The following is a 17,587-nucleotide window of genomic DNA, read 5'->3' as shown; positions in this document are numbered from 1 at the left end:
CTGCGTGCGGCGGACCTACTGGTTCTGGTTCTCGCCGCGGTAGAACTCGAACACCCAGCCGAAGAGGCCGACGAAGATGATCGGTGCCGAGAAGAACATCAGCCACCAGCCGAAGCAGATGCTCAGGAAGGCGAGCGCGCCACCGATGGCCAGGGACAGCGGCTGCCAGCTGTGCGGGGCGAAGAAGCCCAGCTCACCGGCGTCGTCCGCGACATCGGCGTTCTTGTCGTCCTGGGCACCGGCGTCCACCCGGCGTGCGGTGAACGCCAGGTAGTAGCCGATCATCACGCTCAGGCCGAAGGCCATGAAGAGCGCGGTGGTACCGGCGGCTTCCTTCGACCACAGGCCATAGACGATCGCCATGGCGAGGATGAAGACGGAGAGCCAGATGAACATCCGGCCTTGGATCTTCACTTGCCGGACTCCTTTCCGCCCGCGATGGCCCCGGCACCCACGGTCTCGAGCTCGAGAGCCGCGATCTCGGGGTGGTGCAGGTCGAACGCCGGGGATTCGGAACGGATCCGCGGCAGGGTGAGGAAGTTGTGCCGCGGCGGCGGGCAGGAGGTCGCCCACTCCAGCGAACGGCCGTAACCCCACGGGTCGTCGACCTCGACCTTCTTGCCGTACTTGGCGGTCTTCCAGACGTTGTACATGAACGGCAGGATCGACAGGCCCAGCAGGAAGGAGCTGATGGTCGAGATGGTGTTCAGCGTGGTGAAGCCGTCGGCGGCCAGGTAGTCCGCGTAACGGCGCGGCATGCCCTCGACGCCCAGCCAGTGCTGCACGAGGAAGGTGCCGTGGAAGCCGACGAACAGCGTCCAGAAGGTGATCTTGCCGAGGCGCTCGTCCAGCATCTTGCCGGTGAACTTCGGCCACCAGAAGTGGAAGCCGGAGAACATCGCGAAGACGACCGTACCGAAGATCACGTAGTGGAAGTGCGCCACCACGAAGTACGAGTCCGAGACGTGGAAGTCCATGGGCGGCGAGGCCAGGATGACGCCGGTCAGACCACCGAAGGTGAAGGTGATCAGGAAGCCGACGGCCCACAGCATCGGGGTCTCGAAGGACAGCGAGCCCTTCCACATGGTGCCGATCCAGTTGAAGAACTTCACACCGGTCGGGACCGCGATCAGGAAGGTCATGAAGGAGAAGAACGGCAGCAGCACACCGCCCGTGACGTACATGTGGTGCGCCCACACGGTCACCGACAGACCCGCGATCGAGATGGTCGCCGCGATCAGGCCGATGTAACCGAACATCGGCTTGCGCGAGAAGACCGGGATGACCTCGGAGATGATGCCGAAGAACGGCAGGGCGATGATGTACACCTCTGGATGGCCGAAGAACCAGAAGAGGTGCTGCCAGAGCAAAGCTCCGCCATTTGCCGCGTCGAAGACGTGGGCACCGAACTTGCGGTCCGCCTCCAGGGCGAACAGCGCGGCGGCCAGCACCGGGAAGGCCAGCAGGACCAGGACACCGGTCAGCAGGACGTTCCAGGTGAAGATCGGCATGCGGAACATCGTCATGCCCGGGGCGCGCATGCAGATGATCGTGGTGATGAAGTTGACCGAGCCGAGGATGGTGCCGAAGCCGGAGAAGGCCAGACCCATGATCCACATGTCGGCGCCGACGCCCGGCGAGCGGACCGCGTCCGACAGCGGGGAGTAGGCGAACCAGCCGAAGTCGGCCGCACCCTGCGGGGTGAGGAAGCCGGCCACCGCGATCAGCGAGCCGAAGAGGTAGAGCCAGTAGGCGAACATGTTCAGCCGCGGGAACGCCACGTCGGGCGCGCCGATCTGCAGCGGCATGATCCAGTTCGCGAATCCGGCGAACAGCGGCGTCGCGAACATCAGCAGCATGATCGTGCCGTGCATCGTGAACGCCTGGTTGAACTGCTCGTTCGACATGATCTGCGTGCCGGGACGGGCCAGCTCGGCGCGCATGAGGAGCGCCATCAGGCCGCCGATGCAGAAGAACGCGAACGACGTGACCAGGTAGAGCGTGCCGATCGTCTTGTGGTCAGTGGTGGTGAGCCACTTGATCACCTGATTGCCGGGCTGCTTCTGGCGTACGGGCGGTGCTGCCGTGGCTGTTGCGGCGGCGGCACCCTGGGGTTCGTTGAGGATGCTCACTTGTTCTTGGTCTCCGCGTTCTTCGCGTGATCCGTCTGCGCGATGCCCGCCGGCTGGTAACCGGTCTGGCCCTTGGCCGCGAGCTCCTTCAGGTGCGCCCTGTAACGCTCAGGAGAGACGACCTTGACGTTGAAGAGCATCCGGGAGTGGTCCTGGCCGCAGAGCTCGGCGCACTTGCCCATGAAGGTGCCCTCCCGGTTGGGGGTCACCGTGAAGCTGTTGGTGTGGCCCGGGATGACGTCCTGCTTCATCAGGAACGGCACGACCCAGAAGGAGTGGATGACGTCGCGCGAGGTGAGAACGAACTCCACCGTCTCGCCCTTGGGCAGCCACATCGTGGGGCCGGGGTTGTTGTTCTGCGGATTCCGCGTGCCCGGAGTGCCGATGTCGTAGACACCGCCCGCGTTGGCCGGGGCCTTGTTCAGGAACCGGTCCGGAATCGCGTCCAGCTCCTTGACCTCGCGCAGCGGCCGGCCGGCGGGCTGGCCTTCGACGTTCTCCATGTAGTTGAACGCCCAGCTCCACTGGAAGCCCACCACGTTGATGACGTGCTTCGGCTTCTCGGGGTTGGTCAGAAGCTTGTTCTCGTCACGCGCGGTGAAGTAGAAGAGCACCGACACGATGATGATCGGGACCACGGTGTACAGCGCCTCGATGGGCATGTTGTACCGGGTCTGTGCGGGGACCTCGACCTTGGTCCTGCTGCGCCGGTGGAAAACGACGCTCCACAGGATCAGGCCCCACACCAGTACGCCCGTGGCGAGCGCAGCCGCCCACGAGCCCTGCCACAGGGAGAGGATCCGCGGCGCCTCTTCCGTGACGGGAGTGGGCATTCCGAGGCGGGGGAAGTCCTTTGATGTGCAACCGGTGGCGGTCGCCAGGACAGCGCCCGCGGCCAGCGCCTGCAGCAGCTTCCGCCGCACCGGGCGCCGCGACGAGCGGTCGGAGCCGTTGGGACTCACGTAGCGCCTTCCCGAGAGTCTCGCCCGTGCGGCCGGCTGCGGCCGTCTCGCTGGTCGGTCGCCGGCCCACTGCGGGCAGGGGTTTGGATGTTTATGCGGACCAAACCCTACTGGACGCTATTTGGGGCCGCGCGGGGAGGGTACCCAACGCGCCGCGGCACTCCCCGAAGAGGCGGAATCTGCTGATCCGGGGCTCGTCCGGCGGACCGTCAGACACCCACCGCACAACGTCCGACCTGCGCGCTAGCGTGTGCTCCGTGCCGTACTTCGACGCCGCTTCCGCCGCCCCCCTGCACCCCGTCGCACGCCAGGCGCTGCTGGCCGCCCTCGACGAGGGATGGGCCGATCCGGCCCGCCTCTACCGGGAGGGCCGCCGGGCCCGGCTGCTCCTCGACGCGGCGCGCGAGGCCGCCGCGGAGGCCGTCGGCTGCCGCCCGGACGAACTGGTCTTCACTCCATCGGGGACACGGGCCCTGCACGACGGAATTGCCGGGGCCCTCGCCGGGCGGCGCCGGGCCGGGCGGCACCTGGTGGTGTCCGCCGTGGAGCACTCGGCCGTCCTGCACTCCGCCGCCGCGCACGAGGCGGCGGGCGGGACCGTCACCGAAGTGGCGGTCGACCGAACGGGCCGGGTGGGTGCGGGTGCGTACGCGGCGGCGCTGCGGCCGGACACCGCGCTGGCGGTGCTGCAGTCCGCCAACCACGAGGTGGGGACGGTGCAGCCGGTGGCCGAGGCGGCCGAGGCATGCCGGGAGGCGGGGGTGCCGCTGCTGGTGGACGCGGCGCAGTCGCTGGGCTGGGGCCCGGTCGAGGGCGGCTGGTCGCTGCTGACGGCGAGCGCGCACAAGTGGGGCGGCCCGTCCGGGGTCGGCCTGCTGGCCGCGCGCAAGGGAGTGCGGTACGCCCCTCAGCACCCCGCGGACGAGCGGGAGTCGGGGCGCGCGCCGGGCTTCCCCGACCTGCCCGCGGTCGTCGCGGCGGCGGCGTCGCTGCGGGCCGTCCGCCAGGAGGCGGCCGAAGAGGCCGCACGGCTGCGGGCATTGGTGGACCGGATCCGGGCCCGGGTCCCGGAGCTCGTGCCGGACGTGGAGGTCGTCGGCGACCCGGCGCGGCGGCTGCCGCACCTGGTCACGTTCTCGTGCCTGTACGTGGACGGGGAGGCGCTGCTGCACGCGCTGGACCGCGAGGGCTTCTCGGTTTCGTCCGGTTCGTCGTGTACGTCCAGCACGCTGACCCCGAGTCATGTGCTCCGGGCGATGGGGGTGCTCACCGAAGGGAACGTACGGGTGTCGCTGCCGCGGGGGTCGGCATCGGGGGATGTCGACCGATTCCTGGCGGTGCTGCCGGGGGTGGTCGCGGAGGTGCGGGGGGCGCTGGGCGCGCCGGCCGCCGATGCGGGTTCCCCTTCCGGGGAAGGGGAACTGGTCGTCGACTCGCTGGGCAAACGGTGCCCGATCCCGGTGATCGAGCTGGCCAAGGCCTTTGCCGACGTGCCCGTCGGCGGACTGGTGACCGTGCTCTCCGACGACGAGGCCGCGCGCCTCGACGTCCCCGCATGGTGCGACATGCGGGGACAGGAGTACGTGGGCGAGCGGCCGGTCGAAGGCGGCGTCGCCTATACGGTGCGACGCCGCGCCTGACGTTCCGCCCGGCCTCAGCCCAGGTGGGCCCGCACCTCGGCGGCCGCCGTGTCGCCGTACGCCTTCGTGAAGCGCTCCATGAAGTGCCCGCGCCGCAGCTCGTACTCCTGCGTGCCCAGCGTCTCGATGACGAGCGTCGCCAGCATGCAGCCCAGCTGCGCCGCCCGCTCCTGCGAGAGCTGCCAGGTCAGGCCGGCGAGGAAGCCGGCGCGGAACGCGTCGCCCACGCCGGTCGGGTCTACCTTGGCCTCCTCCTGGGCACAGCCGACCTCCACCGTCGAGCCGTCCGCGGTCTCGATGCGCACGCCGCGCGCGCCCAGGGTGGTGACGCGGGTGCCGACCTTGGCGAGGATCTCGTCGCCCGTCCAGCCCGTCTTGGACTCGATGAGCGCCTTCTCGTACTCGTTGGTGAACAGGTACGTGGCGCCCTCGACGAGCTGGCGGATGTCGTCGCCGTCCATCCGGGCCAGCTGCTGCGAGGGGTCGGCCGCGAACGGGATGCCGCGGGTGCGGCACTCCTCGGTGTGGCGCAGCATCGCCTCGGGGTCGTCGGCGCCGATCAGCACCAGGTCCAGGCCGCCGACGCGGTCGGCGACGGGCTGCAGCTCGATCTGCCGGGCCTCGCTCATCGCGCCGGTGTAGAAGGACGCGATCTGGTTGTGGTCGGTGTCCGTGGTGCACACGAAGCGCGCGGTGTGCAGGACCTCGGAGATGTGGACGGAGTCGGTGTCCACGCCGTGCCGGTCCAGCCAGGCGCGGTAGTCGGCGAAGTCCGCGCCGGCCGCGCCGACCAGGATCGGGCGCAGGCCCAGGACGCCCATGCCGAAGCAGATGTTGGGGCCCACGCCGCCGCGGCGGACGTCGAGCTCGTCGACGAGGAAGGAGAGAGAGACCGTGTGCAGTTGGTCCGCCACGAGCTGGTCGGCGAAGCGGCCGGGGAAGGTCATCAGATGGTCGGTGGCGATGGAGCCGGTGACAGCGATACGCACGACGGGTCTGCTCCCTGCGGGGCGAGGTGACATAACGAGAAAAACAGAAAGAGCCACACCACGTTACCGGGTGGAGGCCTCCGGACAAGAGGGTCCGATTCCCGCCACTGAGTGGGCAAATCTACCCATTGGTAGCTCTTTCTCGCAGCGCCATCACGTGCGTACGGTGCGGATATGCCGAAGACTGTGAAGGACGTCACGCAGCACGCCACCGAGCCCGAGTCGCTCGACGAGTTGCGCAGGGACTGCGCCCGCATGGCACCGCACTGGCCCGGCACCCGGACCCCCCGCCCCGCCCCCGCCCGGCGGCACACCCCGCTCTCCTCCATCCACGGGATCTCCGTCCCGGCGGCCTCGGCCCGGCTGCTCGACGGAATGTCGGAATACGGCGACTGACCCGGGTGGAACCGCCCGCTCCTGCGCTCCGTCCAAGTGCCGTCCCCCTCACGGAGGACACGGCAGTACACACATTGAGCGGAGCGAAGGAGCGATGTGGTGAGCACCGAGGGCGCCACTCCCGGCAGCACCCCCGAGAAACCGCGGCGCAAGCACTCGCCGCTGGCGGTCGCATCGGTGGCCGCCGCCGTGCTGCTGGCCGGAGGAGGGGGCGCGTACTGGGCGTCCACCGCGGCGGACGGCGGCGGCACGGACCGGGCCGACGGGTCCGGCGACGGCTCTTCCCCTCCGCCGCTGGCCCTGGACGGCTACGGGCGGCCCGGCGGCGGTCCGCAGCAGGGCATCGCCGTGGGCGAGCCGGATCCGCACGGCGTCCACTACCGGGCGGCGGGCAAGCTGCCCGACGGGCCGCACAGCGCGCCCGTCTATCTGCCCGGGCGCGAGGTGACGCGCGACGAGGTGACGGCACTGGCGACGGCGCTCAAGGTGCAGGGCACGCCCCGTCTGACGAACGGCGTCTGGACGGTCGGGGGCGCCCCCGACGCGTCGGGCCCCACGCTCCAGGTGCACCAACAGGCACCGGGCGACTGGTCGTTCACGCGGTACGGATCCCCGGGCGGCACGCACTGCGAGCACCCGCCGGGCGCCGGTCCGCAGCAGGAGGGCAAGGACGTTCCTCCCCCGGTGCTGTGCCCGTCCTTCCGGGACGGCGCGGCCCCCTCCCCCGGCCCGGCGGACGCGACCCCGGTGCCGGAGGACAAGGCGAAGAGCGCTGCGGCCCCCGTGCTGAAGGCCCTGGGCCAGGACGGCGCGAAGGTGGACGCGCAACGGACGTTCGGCGCGATACGGACGGTCGGCGCCGATCCCGTACTGAACTCCCTGCCCTCCTACGGCTGGCGGACCACGCTCCAGGTGGGCTCGGACGGGCAAGTGGCACGGGGCAGCGGACAGTTGGAGCTGCCGAAGAAGGGCGCCGGCTATCCCGTCGTCAGCGCCCAGCAGGCGCTCGACGCGCTCAACAAGGGCGCGGGGACCGGCCGTCCGGGGCTCGACGGCTGCCGGACGATGACCCCGCTCCCCAAGGGCGCGGACGCCGACGGCACTCCGCCGTGCCCGGGCGGCACGCCGTCGAAGGCGGAGCCCGCGACGGTGCGCAGTGCGGAGTTCGGGCTGTCGGCGCAGTCCGTGGCGGGGCGGCCGGCGCTGGTGCCGTCGTGGCTGTTCAGCGTGCAGCTGCCGGGCGGCGGCGGTGCGGCGATCACCGTCGCGCAGCCCGCGGTGGACCCGAAGTTCATCGCCTCGCCCTCACCGTCCCGCACGCCCGCTCCGACCGGGACGCCGCGGACGCAGGCGATGCGCATCGACTCGTACAGCGCGTCCGGGGACGACGGGAAGAAGCTCGTCCTGCACTTCTGGGGCGGGGTGTGCAACACCTATGCGGTGACGGACGAGGAGTCCGATTCCGCGGTGTCGGTGAAGGTCACCGGCACGGAGAAGAACCCGGGCCGGCCCTGCGTGATGATGCTCAAGCAGTGGGACCTGCCGGTGACGCTGGACAAGCCGCTGGGCGACCGGAAGGTCGTCGACGAGACGACGGGCGGGACCCTGCGCGGGGCGTAACGCGGAAAGGGCGAAGGCGGTGCCCCCGGGTGGGGGCACCGCCTTCGTACGGTGAGGATCAGCGTCAGCTGAAGGAGTCGCCGCAGGCGCAGGAGCCGGTGGCGTTCGGGTTGTCGATGGTGAAGCCCTGCTTCTCGATGGTGTCGACGAAGTCGATCGAGGCGCCGCCCAGGTACGGGGCGCTCATGCGGTCGGTGACGACCTTGACGCCGTCGAAGTCCTTGACGACGTCACCGTCGAGCGAGCGCTCGTCGAAGAAGAGCTGGTAGCGCAGACCGGAGCAGCCGCCGGGCTGGACGGCGACGCGCAGCGCGAGGTCGTCACGGCCTTCCTGCTCCAGCAGGCTCTTGACCTTGGCCGCAGCGGCGTCGGACAGGAGGATGCCGTCGCTCGCCGTGGTCTTCTCGTCCTGAACGGACATCTGCTTCACTCCCGGGTTCTTCTGCGGATGCTTGCGTCGCCTGCAACCGCTGCCGTCCCGGATTCATTCCGGGTCCTGACGGTGACTTCACCGGCTTTCATGCTCGCACACCCGCCGCGCGAACGGGAATGCGTCACATCGACACAATCACCATCGTCAAAGTGACGCGAAGCAGTTATGATAGATAGCGTCAAATTGACGACAACGCCGACTGCAGCACAGTGCAGAGCGGCCGTCCGCAGAACAGAAAGGGTGCGTGACGTGACCACCGCCCAGCCTTTGGATGTCCAGCCCACCCCGCTCGCGCTCCTGCTGCTCGGCCGCGAGGCCGACCCGCGCAGCGAGCGGGGCGTGGAGTGCCCCGGCGACCTGCCGGCACCGTCCGACCCGGACCTGGTGGAGCGCGCCCGGGCAGCCAAGGCGAAGCTCGGGGACAAGGTCTTCGTCCTCGGCCATCACTACCAGCGCGACGAGGTCATCGAGTTCGCCGACGTCACCGGCGACTCCTTCAAGCTCGCGCGCGAGGCGGCCGCCCGGCCGGACGCCGAGTACATCGTCTTCTGCGGTGTGCACTTCATGGCCGAGTCGGCCGACATCCTGACCCACGACGGCCAGCAGGTCGTCCTGCCGGACCTGGCCGCCGGCTGCTCGATGGCCGACATGGCCACCGCCGAGCAGGTCGCCGAGTGCTGGGACGTCCTGACCGAGGCCGGCATCGCGGACGTCACCGTCCCCGTCTCGTACATGAACTCCTCCGCCGACATCAAGGCCTTCACCGGCAAGCACGGCGGCACGATCTGCACCTCGTCGAATGCGGAGCGCGCACTGAACTGGGCGTTCGAGCAGGGGGAGAAGGTCCTCTTCCTGCCGGACCAGCACCTCGGGCGCAACACCGCCGTGCGCGACCTGGGCATGTCGCCGGCGGACTGCGTCCTCTACAACCCGCACAGGCCGAACGGCGGCCTGACCGCCGAGGAGCTGCGCGACGCGAAGATGATCCTGTGGCGCGGCCACTGCTCGGTGCACGGGCGCTTCTCGCTGGACTCGGTCGACGACGTGCGCGAGCGCATCCCCGGCGTCAACGTCCTGGTGCACCCCGAGTGCCGCCACGAGGTGGTGTCCGCGGCCGACTACGTCGGTTCGACGGAGTACATCATCAAGATGCTGGAGGCCGCCCCGGCGGGCTCCAAGTGGGCCATCGGCACCGAGCTGAACCTGGTCCGGCGGCTCGCGAACCGCTTCGCGGGCGAGGGCAAGGAGATCGTCTTCCTCGACCGCACCGTGTGCTTCTGCTCCACGATGAACCGCATCGACCTGCCGCACCTGGTGTGGGCGCTGGAGTCCCTGGCGGACGGCAAGGTCGTGAACCGGATCGAGGTGGATCCGGAGGTCGCCGGCTTCTCGAAGCTGGCGCTGGAGCGGATGCTGGCGCTGCCGTAGGCGTTTCGGGGGCCGCGCCCCGTCAGGGGCGCGGGGAACTGCACGATCAGCCCCCACCGGCCTGCAGTCGGCGCACCGGCCCAGGGGTCCGGGGCGCAGCCCCTGGGGGTACCTCCCAGCGGTAGCTGGGGGAACTTCGACTGCGGGCGCATCGTGGTTGCTCGCGCAGTTCCCCGCGCCCCTGACGGGGCGGCCTCAGCCGTGGGCCGGCCGCACCAGGCCCGATTCGTAAGCGACGACCACCAGTTGGGCCCGGTCACGGGCCTCCAGCTTCGCCATCGCGCGGTTCACGTGCGTCTTCACCGTCAGCGGGCTGACGCCCAGCCGCTCGCCGATCTCGTCGTTCGAGAAGCCGCCCGCCACCTGCACCAGGACCTCCCGCTCCCGTCCCGTGAGGGTCGCCAGACGCCCGGCGTCGTGCCGGGCCTCGCCGGGGGCGGGGGGATCGCCCTGGGCGAGGAACTTCGCGATCAGGCCCTTCGTCGCCGCGGGCGACAGCAGCGCCTCCCCGGCCGCGGCGATCCTGATCGCCGCCAGCAGTTCGTCCGGCTCCGCGCCCTTGCCGAGGAAGCCCGACGCGCCCGCGCGGAGCGACTGCACCACGTACTCGTCGACCTCGAAGGTCGTCAGCATCACCACGCGCACGGACGCCAGCGCGGGGTCCGCGCAGATCTCCCCGGTCGCGGCGAGGCCGTCCGTCCCGGGCATCCGGATGTCCATCAGGACCACGTCGGGCACGTGCTCCCGGGCCAGGGCGAGGGCCTCCGCCCCGTCCGCGGCCTCCCCCACCACCCGCATGTCCGGTTCGGACTCCACGAGCAGCCGGAACGCGCTGCGCAACAGGGCCTGGTCATCGGCGAGAAGGACGCTGATCGGCTCGGTCATGGCGTCAGCCTAGGCGGGCGCCTGCAGCGGCAGGTTGGCGCGGACCCGGAAGCCGGGGACGCCCCCGTCGCGTGCGCCCGCCTCGCAGCGGCCGCCGAGGGCGGCCGCCCCCCCCCGCGCTCGTGCATGCCGACGAGGCCGTGCCCACCGCCCCCGGTCCCGTCGGCCGGGGGGCCGGCGCCGTCGTCCAGCACGGTCAGCTGCAGGGTGTCCGTGCCGCGCAGCAGGGACACCTCGGCGCGGGCGCCGGGACCCGCGTGCTTGTGCGCATTGGTGAGCGCCTCCTGGACCAGCCGGTACGCGGTGAGGTCCACGGCGGCCGGCAGCGGGCCGAGGACGGCGGCGGCCCCGGCGGCCTCGTCCGTCGCGCCCTGCCCGCCGGGCAGCGTCGAGACGGCCGCGACGGCCACCGGCAGCCCGACCCGCCCGAAGCCGTCGACGAGCCGGTCGAGCAGCCCGAGGCCGGGGGCGGGCTCGGTGGGGGCCTCGGGGTCCCCGTGCTGGCGCAGCAGGCCGACCGTGGCGCGCAGCTCCTCCAGCGCCGAGCGGCCCGCCTCGCGGACGTGCGCGAGGGCCTGTTTGGCCTGCTCGGGACGGCTGTCCATGATGTGCGCGGCCACCCCGGCCTGGACGTTGACGAGCGCGATGTGGTGCGCGACGACGTCGTGCAGCTCGCGGGCGATGCGCAGCCGCTCCTCCGCGACACGGCGGCGGGCCTCCTCCTCGCGGGTGCGCTCGGCCCGCTCGGCCCGCTCCTCGATGGCCGCGACGAAGGCGCGCCGGCTGCGGACCGCGTCCCCCGCGGCACCGGCCAGCGCGGTCCAGGCCAGCAGCCCGAAGCTCTCCTGGGAGTACCAGGGCCCCGGGCCGAGGAGCATCACGGTGCCCGTGATGGCGACGACGGTCAGCGCGGCGATGCGCCAGGCCGTGGACCGCTCGGTGCGGGCGGCCACGGTGTAGAGCGCCACGGCGGCGGCCACCGCGACCTGGGTGCGCGGGGGCCCGTCCCGCCCGGCGACGGCGGCGGTGACCGTCAGCACCGAGGTCAGGCCGAGCACGGCACGCGGCGCCCGGCGGCGCCACGCCAGGCAGCCGCAGGCGACGACGGCCAGGGCGACGAAGCCCGGCCCCGGCGGGTGCTGCCGGGTGCCGTAGGAGCCGGTCGTCACGAGCGCGAGCACGACGGCGGCCAGCAGCAGGTCGGCGGCGCGCGGATGCGCCCGCAGCCAGCGGTGCGGGGCGGTGGTGAGGGGGCGCCCGACGGACCGGTGCGGGCCCCCCTGTGGTGTCTGGGGCCGGGCGTCCTTGAGTGAGGCGACGACGCGGCGGGGTGCCGTGCCGGGCAGCGCAGGGCCTGTGCCCCCGCGGGTGCTCATGCCGGCCGCGCCCCCGGTCCCTGGCGGGAGCGGGGGCGCGCGATGCCGGGCGGCCGGGGCGTCACCCCGGGATGAGGCCCTCGTCGCCGAGCATCTCGCGGACCTCCTCCAGGGAGGCCTCGGGCGACGGCAGGATCAGCTCGGAGGGCTCCAGGGCGTCGTCGGGCAGGGCGGTGCCCAGCCGGCGCACGGCGTCCAGCAGGGACCCGAGCGTGCGCCGGAAGCCCTCCTCGTCGCCGCTCTCCATCTCGCCGAGCAGCTCGTCGTCCAGCGCGTTGAGCTCGGCGAAGTGGCTGTCGTCCAGCCTGACCTGACCCTCCCCCATGATCCGCACGATCATGAGATCTCCCTCAGTGCTTGTCGAAACGCGGAGCGTCCTGCGGCTGCGCCGCCTGGTTCTGGCCGGCGTTGCCGCCCTCGATCGCCTGCTTGGGGGCGCTGCCGCCCGCCAGCTCGGCCTTCATCCGCTGGAGCTCCAGCTCCACGTCCGAACCGCCCGAGAGCCGGTCCAGCTCGGCGGTGATGTCGTCCTTGGCCATGCCGGTCGGGTCGTCGAGCGCGCCCGAGGCGAGCAGCTCGTCGATGGCACCGGCGCGGGCCTGCATCTGCGCCGTCTTGTCCTCGGCGCGCTGGATGGCCAGGCCGACGTCGCCCATCTCCTCGGAGATGCCGGAGAAGGCCTCGCCGATCCGGGTCTGGGCCTGGGCCGCGGTGTAGGTGGCCTTGATGGTCTCCTTCTTCGTCCGGAAGGCGTCGACCTTGGCCTGCAGGCGCTGGGAGGCGAGCGTGAGCTTCTCCTCCTCGCCCTGGAGGGTCTGGTGCTGCGTCTCCAGATCGCTGACCTGCTGCTGGAGCGCGGAACGGCGGGTGAGCGCCTCGCGCGCCAGGTCCTCGCGGCCCAGCGCCAGCGCCTTGCGGCCCTGTTCCTCCAGCTTGGTGCTCTGGTTCTGCAGCTGGTTGAGCTGGAGCTCCAGACGCTTGCGGGACGTCGCCACGTCGGCGACGCCGCGGCGCACCTTCTGCAGCAGCTCTAGCTGCTTCTGGTACGAGTAGTCGAGGGTCTCGCGCGGATCCTCGGCCCGGTCCAGGGCCTTGTTGGCCTTCGCGCGGAAGATCATCCCCATACGCTTCATGACACCGCTCATGGGCCTCGCGCGCCCCCTTCTGACCGACTTGAATCGGGCTTCGGCTCCGTCACACCTATCAGAACCCACAGTACGGGCCCTGCTTCCATTACCGCACTCCTCGGGCACCGATGCGCTCATCCTCCAGGACGATCACAAGGTCGCCGCCCTCCGGCGCGGGGAGGAGAAGAGGTCCGGCCTTTCCCTACAGACGTCCGTCGTTGCCGGATCGTTCCCCACCCGGCCGATGCCCGGGCCCCGGAACCCGTACCCTTGGGTCCCGTGTTCCGAAGCCGTTCCACTTCCAAGGCCGACAAGGCCGAGCAGGCCGCGGCCGCCAAGCCGACCGCCGCCGAGCAGTCCAAGCAGGCCCGTGACCCGCAGGCGCCCAAGGGCCGCCCGACCCCCAAGCGCAGCGAGGCCCAGTCCCAGCGCCGCAGCCTGGCGAGCACGCCGGCCAAGGGCAAGGACGCCTCGAAGCGGGCCCGCGAGGCCCGCCGCGCCGACATGGCCCGCCAGCGCGAGGCCCTGGCCAACGGCGACGAGCGCTTCCTGCCGGCCCGCGACAAGGGCCCGGTGCGCCGCTTCGCCCGCGACTTCGTGGACGCGCGCTACTCGGTGGCGGAGTTCTTCCTGCCGCTGGCCGTGCTGATCCTGATCCTGAGCATGATCAACCGCGGTGCGTTCCAGACGTACGTGCTGCTGGCGTGGATGATCGTCATCCTGCTGATCGTCATCAACTCCGCGGTCACCGGCATCGCCCTCAAGCGCGCCCTCAAGCAGCGCTTCCCCGACGGGAACACCCGCGGCGCCGTCGCCTACGCCCTGATGCGCACCCTGCAGATGCGCCGGCTGCGGCTGCCCAAGCCGAAGGTCGCGCGCGGGGAGAAGCCCTGACCGGCACCCCGGCAGCGCCCTTCGGCAGCGGCGCGCAGGAGTGGCTCGGCAAGCTCGCGGGGCTGCGGAACACCGTCCGGCAGGAGCTCGTCGCCCGCCAGGTCGACGAGCAGATAGCCGCCCGCTTCCCCGTGGGCCGGCGGCTGCGGATCCTCGACGTCGGCCTCGGCCAGGGCACCCAGGCGCTGCGCCTCGCCCGCGCCGGCCACGAGGTGACCGGCCTGGAGTCCGACCCCCTGATGGTGGCCACCGTGCGCGAGGCCCTGGCGGCCGAGCCCGAGGGCATCCGCGAGCGGATGCGGGTCATCGAGGGCGACGGGCGGGACACCGGCGTGCACTTCCTGCCGGGCTCCTTCGACGTCGTGCTCTGCCACGGCGTGCTGATGTACGTGCCGGAGCCCGACCCCATGCTCGCGGGGCTGGCCCGGGTGCTCGCCCCCGGCGGCCTGCTCTCGCTGCTCGTCCGCAACGCCGACGCGCTGGCCATGCGGCCCGGCCTGAGCGGTGACTGGGAGACCGCCCTGGCCGCCTTCGACTCCCCCGCGTACACCAACCGCATCGGGCTGGAGGTGCGTGCCGACCGGCGGGAGACGCTGACGGCGACCCTCGCCGGCATCGGCGCCCCGCTCCACGCCTGGTACGGCGTACGGGTCTTCACCGACCAGGCCGCCGACGGGCAGGTCCCGCCGCAGGGCACCGAGCTCGCCCGGCTGCTGACGGCCGAGGAGCGGGCGGGCCGCACGGACCCGTACCGCGCGGTGGCGGCACTGCTGCATCTGTGCGGTGTGCGGGGCTGAGACCGGGTGCGGGGAACACTCCCCGCATGAGCGTCTCGCGCCTCCGTTCCGCCGTCCTGACCGTCCCGTCCGTCTGCGCCCTGGCCCTGCTCGCCGGATGTTCCGGCAGCGCCGGGAGCCCGTCGGGCGCCTCGTCCTCCTCGCCCGCCGCACCCGTGCACATCACGGGTCCGGCGGGCGATCTGCAGGCCGCCTACCAGAAGGTGGTCAAGGACGTCCTCCCGTCCGTCGTCCAGATCACCACGGGACAGGGCCTCGGCTCCGGGGTGGTCTACGACGACAAGGGCGACGTCGTCACCAATGCCCATGTCGTCGGTGACGCCCGGACGTTCAAGGTCTCCCTCGCCACCGGCGGCGACGCCCTGGGCGCGCGGCTGGTGGCCTCGTACCCCGAACAGGACCTCGCGGTCGTCCGGCTGGACGACGTCCCGAAGGGGCTCAAGCCCGCCGTGCTCGGGGACTCCTCGAAGGTCGAGGTGGGCCAGATCGTGCTGGCCATGGGCAATCCGCTGGGCCTGTCCAGCAGCGTGACCCAGGGCATCGTCTCGGCCGTCGGCCGGACCGTCAGCGAGGGGCGCGGCGGCGGGGGCACCGGGGCGACCATCGCCAACATGGTGCAGACCTCGGCCGCCATCAACCCCGGCAACAGCGGGGGCGCGCTGGTGAACCTCGCCGGGCAGGTCATCGGCATCCCCACACTCGCCGCCGTCGACCCGGAGCTGGGCGAGGGGGCGGCGCCGGGCATCGGCTTCGCGATCCCGGCCGGGACGGTCGGCAGGATCGCCGGCCAGATCGTCGAGAACGGCCGGGTCACCGACTCCGGGCGCGCGGCCCTCGGCATCACCGGACGGGCCATCGTGGGCTCCGACTTCGCACCCGCCGGGGTGGCCCTGGTGGCCGTCACCCCGGGCGGCCCCGCCGACAAGGCCGGACTGCGGCCCGGCGACATCGTCACGCGCGTCGGCAAGGCCCCCGTCACCACGATGCAGTCGCTGGCCGAGGCGCTCGCGGGGCTCAAGCCGGGCGACCGGACGGAGGTGGCCTACGTCCGGGACGGCAACGAGCAGACGACGACGGTGGTGCTGGGCGAGATGTAGCGCCCCGAAGGGGCGCGGGGAACTGCGCGACCAGCCACAGACGGCCCGCACCCGCCGCGAAGCGCTACGGCTCAACTGTCGGCAGCAGCCCTCAAACTCATCGGCCCCTCATAGACCTCTTCGTCGTCCTCGAAGAGCCGCACCTGCTCCACCCCGCCCTCCAGCAGGGTCCGCCACTCCTCCCCGACCCAGGACTCCGCGTCGCCCTGGGTGGTGAACTCCTCCGGCTCCACGGCCGGGTCCACCTCCGTGCCGTCGGACTTCTCGAACCGCCACGTCCATGCCATGTCAGCCTCCCGGGCCGTACGTACGCCACGTGTTGAGTCCTGCCGGGCGGCAGCCTAGCCGCCTGTGGCGGACGAGAAAGGGTGAGCCCCGCGCGCCCGGCGTCCGCGGACGCGAGACGATCAGGGCGTGGAACTGACTCTCCTCGGCACCGGAGCCCCCGACGGGCTGCCGCGCCCCGGCTGCCCCTGCGCGTCCTGCGCCGTGGCCACGGGCGACGAGGCACGCGCCGCCACGGCGCTGCTCGTCGACGGCGCGCTCCTCCTCGACCTCACCCCCGGCCCGGCGTTCGCCGCGGCCCGCGCGGGACGCTCGATCGCGGGGGTCCGCCAGGTGCTGCTCTCGCACCCGCACGACGGCCCGGCCCTCGAGCTCCCGGCCGGGCTGCCGGCGCCGGTGCGGGTGCCGGACGGGCGCGAGCTGTCGGTGATCAGCGGGCACCGGGTGCGGGCCCTGGCCGTGGATGCGCCCGGGACGGGGTACGAGGTGACCTCCCCCGACGGGGAGCGGCTGCTGTACCTGCCGCCGGGCGCGGCACCGGCCGGGCTGGGCAGCGTCCCCGGCCCGTACGACATGGTGCTGCTCGACGTCCTGGACCGGCCCGACGCGCTGGCCCGGCTGCGGGAGGCCGGGGCGGCCGGGCCGACGACGGACGTGCTCGCCGTGCACCTGGACCACGACGTGCCGCCCGGCCGCGAACTGCACCGGCGGCTGGCGGCCGCGGGCGCGCGGACGGTCCCCGACGGCACCACGCTGGTCGTCGGCGACTATCACGAGGTGCCGGACCTGCCGCGGCGGACGCTGGTGCTGGGCGGCGCGCGCTCGGGCAAGTCGGTGGAGGCGGAGCGCCGCCTGGAGTCCTTCCCCGAGGTGCTGTACGTGGCCACGGGCGGCACGCGCGAGGGCGACCGCGACTGGGCGGCGCGCGTGGCGCTGCACCGCGAACGCCGCCCCGCGTCCTGGCGGACGGCCGAGACGTGCGACCTGGTGCCGCTGCTGACCGAGGAGGGCCCGCCGCTGCTCGTCGACTGCCTGGCGCTGTGGCTGACGGACGCGATGGACTCCGTCGGCGCGTGGGACGACACGACCTGGGCCGACGGCGGCCGCGACGCGCTGACCGCGCGCACCGCGGCCCTGGTGGCGGCGGTACGGGCCACGCGGCGCGTGGTGGTGCTCGTGAGCAACGAGGTGGGCTCGGGCGTCGTACCGGCCACGTCCTCGGGCCGCCGCTTCCGCGACGAGCTCGGGCGGCTGAACGCCGCCGTCGCCGACCAGTGCGAGCACGTACTCCTCGTCGTAGCAGGCCAGGCCGTGCCGCTGCGCGGCGCGTAGCGCAGTGCGTCGACTGCGGGCTCGTCGTGGCTGGTCGCGCAGTTCCCCGCGCCCCTGACGGGGCGCCCCGTCAGGGGCGCGGGGAACTGCGCGACCAGCCACAGACGGCCCGCACCCGAGGAACCGCCGTCTGCGGCAACCCCCGCACGCAGTGCGAACCCCGCACCGTGCACCCGCGTTCCGAGCCCCCCGCA

Annotated in this window: 17 protein-coding genes and 1 pseudogene; 8 read left to right on the top strand and 10 right to left on the bottom strand. The window is 72.2% G+C overall.

Going from position 1 to position 17,587, the window contains the following annotated elements:
- Positions 1 to 15: 15 nt before the first annotated feature.
- The 3 genes from ACLHRZ_RS14545 to ctaC are packed head-to-tail and all read right to left on the bottom strand — an operon-like array spanning position 16 to position 3,094.
- Positions 16 to 414 (bottom strand): cytochrome c oxidase subunit 4, encoded by a 399-nt coding sequence (locus ACLHRZ_RS14545; protein ID WP_490418817.1) that lies wholly within the window; start codon positions 412 to 414, stop codon positions 16 to 18.
- On the bottom strand, positions 411 to 2,132 hold the full coding sequence (gene ctaD, locus ACLHRZ_RS14540; protein ID WP_490418816.1) for an aa3-type cytochrome oxidase subunit I: 1,722 nt from the start codon (positions 2,130 to 2,132) through the stop codon (positions 411 to 413). Before ctaD ends, ACLHRZ_RS14545 begins: the two co-directional genes overlap by 4 nt.
- The gene (gene ctaC / locus ACLHRZ_RS14535) at positions 2,129 to 3,094 is read right to left on the bottom strand and encodes an aa3-type cytochrome oxidase subunit II (RefSeq protein ID WP_490418815.1); all 966 of its coding nucleotides are present in this window, start codon (positions 3,092 to 3,094) and stop codon (positions 2,129 to 2,131) included. The genes ctaD and ctaC overlap by 4 nt, the downstream gene beginning before the upstream one ends.
- A gap of 257 nt (positions 3,095 to 3,351) precedes the next feature.
- On the opposite strand from ctaC, the gene ACLHRZ_RS14530 reads away from it, so the two are divergent.
- Positions 3,352 to 4,734, top strand: a complete 1,383-nt coding sequence (locus tag ACLHRZ_RS14530) for a cysteine desulfurase/sulfurtransferase TusA family protein (RefSeq protein ID WP_490418814.1) — start codon at positions 3,352 to 3,354, stop codon at positions 4,732 to 4,734.
- A 14-nt stretch (positions 4,735 to 4,748) separates the two neighbouring features.
- Here ACLHRZ_RS14530 and ACLHRZ_RS14525 read toward each other — a convergent pair whose 3' ends face one another.
- Positions 4,749 to 5,723, bottom strand: coding sequence for a carbohydrate kinase family protein (locus ACLHRZ_RS14525; protein ID WP_490418813.1), 975 nt, complete (start codon positions 5,721 to 5,723; stop codon positions 4,749 to 4,751).
- Positions 5,724 to 5,897: 174 nt separating this feature from the next.
- Here ACLHRZ_RS14525 and ACLHRZ_RS14520 point away from each other — a divergent pair, with 174 nt between their 5' ends.
- Both ACLHRZ_RS14520 and ACLHRZ_RS14515 read left to right on the top strand, forming a co-directional pair.
- The gene (locus ACLHRZ_RS14520; protein WP_490418812.1) at positions 5,898 to 6,119 is read left to right on the top strand and encodes a hypothetical protein; all 222 of its coding nucleotides are present in this window, start codon (positions 5,898 to 5,900) and stop codon (positions 6,117 to 6,119) included.
- Positions 6,120 to 6,218: 99 nt separating this feature from the next.
- Positions 6,219 to 7,739 carry a hypothetical protein gene (locus tag ACLHRZ_RS14515; protein WP_490418811.1) on the top strand — a complete coding sequence of 507 codons (1,521 nt, stop codon included), beginning with the start codon at positions 6,219 to 6,221 and terminating at the stop codon, positions 7,737 to 7,739.
- 64 nt (positions 7,740 to 7,803) lie between these two features.
- Here the strand turns inward: ACLHRZ_RS14515 and erpA are convergent, their stop codons facing one another.
- The gene (gene erpA / locus ACLHRZ_RS14510) at positions 7,804 to 8,160 is read right to left on the bottom strand and encodes an iron-sulfur cluster insertion protein ErpA (protein WP_490418810.1); all 357 of its coding nucleotides are present in this window, start codon (positions 8,158 to 8,160) and stop codon (positions 7,804 to 7,806) included.
- 261 nt (positions 8,161 to 8,421) lie between these two features.
- On the opposite strand from erpA, the gene nadA reads away from it, so the two are divergent.
- A complete protein-coding gene (nadA, locus tag ACLHRZ_RS14505) occupies positions 8,422 to 9,600 on the top strand; it encodes a quinolinate synthase NadA (RefSeq protein WP_490418809.1) in 1,179 nt (392 codons plus the stop codon).
- Positions 9,601 to 9,795: 195 nt separating this feature from the next.
- Here nadA and ACLHRZ_RS14500 read toward each other — a convergent pair whose 3' ends face one another.
- The 4 genes and pseudogenes from ACLHRZ_RS14500 to ACLHRZ_RS14485 form a co-directional block, all read right to left on the bottom strand.
- Positions 9,796 to 10,485: a response regulator gene (locus tag ACLHRZ_RS14500; protein WP_490418808.1), complete on the bottom strand. Its 690-nt coding sequence runs from the start codon at positions 10,483 to 10,485 to the stop codon at positions 9,796 to 9,798.
- Positions 10,486 to 10,494: 9 nt separating this feature from the next.
- Positions 10,495 to 11,861 (bottom strand): annotated as a pseudogene (locus ACLHRZ_RS14495) (sensor histidine kinase).
- 61 nt (positions 11,862 to 11,922) lie between these two features.
- Positions 11,923 to 12,201 carry a PspA-associated protein PspAA gene (gene pspAA / locus ACLHRZ_RS14490; RefSeq protein ID WP_490418807.1) on the bottom strand — a complete coding sequence of 93 codons (279 nt, stop codon included), beginning with the start codon at positions 12,199 to 12,201 and terminating at the stop codon, positions 11,923 to 11,925.
- A gap of 10 nt (positions 12,202 to 12,211) precedes the next feature.
- Positions 12,212 to 13,006, bottom strand: a complete 795-nt coding sequence (locus ACLHRZ_RS14485) for a PspA/IM30 family protein (RefSeq protein ID WP_490418806.1) — start codon at positions 13,004 to 13,006, stop codon at positions 12,212 to 12,214.
- 261 nt (positions 13,007 to 13,267) lie between these two features.
- On the opposite strand from ACLHRZ_RS14485, the gene ACLHRZ_RS14480 reads away from it, so the two are divergent.
- From ACLHRZ_RS14480 to ACLHRZ_RS14470, 3 genes are all read left to right on the top strand, one after another.
- Positions 13,268 to 13,882, top strand: coding sequence for a DUF3043 domain-containing protein (locus ACLHRZ_RS14480; protein WP_490418805.1), 615 nt, complete (start codon positions 13,268 to 13,270; stop codon positions 13,880 to 13,882).
- Positions 13,883 to 13,944: 62 nt separating this feature from the next.
- Positions 13,945 to 14,679: a class I SAM-dependent methyltransferase gene (locus ACLHRZ_RS14475; RefSeq protein WP_490418917.1), complete on the top strand. Its 735-nt coding sequence runs from the start codon at positions 13,945 to 13,947 to the stop codon at positions 14,677 to 14,679.
- Positions 14,680 to 14,705: 26 nt separating this feature from the next.
- A complete protein-coding gene (locus ACLHRZ_RS14470) occupies positions 14,706 to 15,776 on the top strand; it encodes a S1C family serine protease (protein WP_490418804.1) in 1,071 nt (356 codons plus the stop codon).
- Positions 15,777 to 15,847: 71 nt separating this feature from the next.
- Here ACLHRZ_RS14470 and ACLHRZ_RS14465 read toward each other — a convergent pair whose 3' ends face one another.
- Positions 15,848 to 16,063 carry a hypothetical protein gene (locus ACLHRZ_RS14465; protein ID WP_490418803.1) on the bottom strand — a complete coding sequence of 72 codons (216 nt, stop codon included), beginning with the start codon at positions 16,061 to 16,063 and terminating at the stop codon, positions 15,848 to 15,850.
- A gap of 127 nt (positions 16,064 to 16,190) precedes the next feature.
- On the opposite strand from ACLHRZ_RS14465, the gene ACLHRZ_RS14460 reads away from it, so the two are divergent.
- The gene (locus tag ACLHRZ_RS14460) at positions 16,191 to 17,393 is read left to right on the top strand and encodes a bifunctional adenosylcobinamide kinase/adenosylcobinamide-phosphate guanylyltransferase (protein WP_490418802.1); all 1,203 of its coding nucleotides are present in this window, start codon (positions 16,191 to 16,193) and stop codon (positions 17,391 to 17,393) included.
- Positions 17,394 to 17,587: the final 194 nt, after the last annotated feature.

This window comes from Streptomyces sp. AM25, assembly GCF_058146165.1.
The sequence above is the reverse complement of the archived record's forward strand: the minus strand, read 5'-3'. Positions and strand labels throughout refer to the sequence as shown.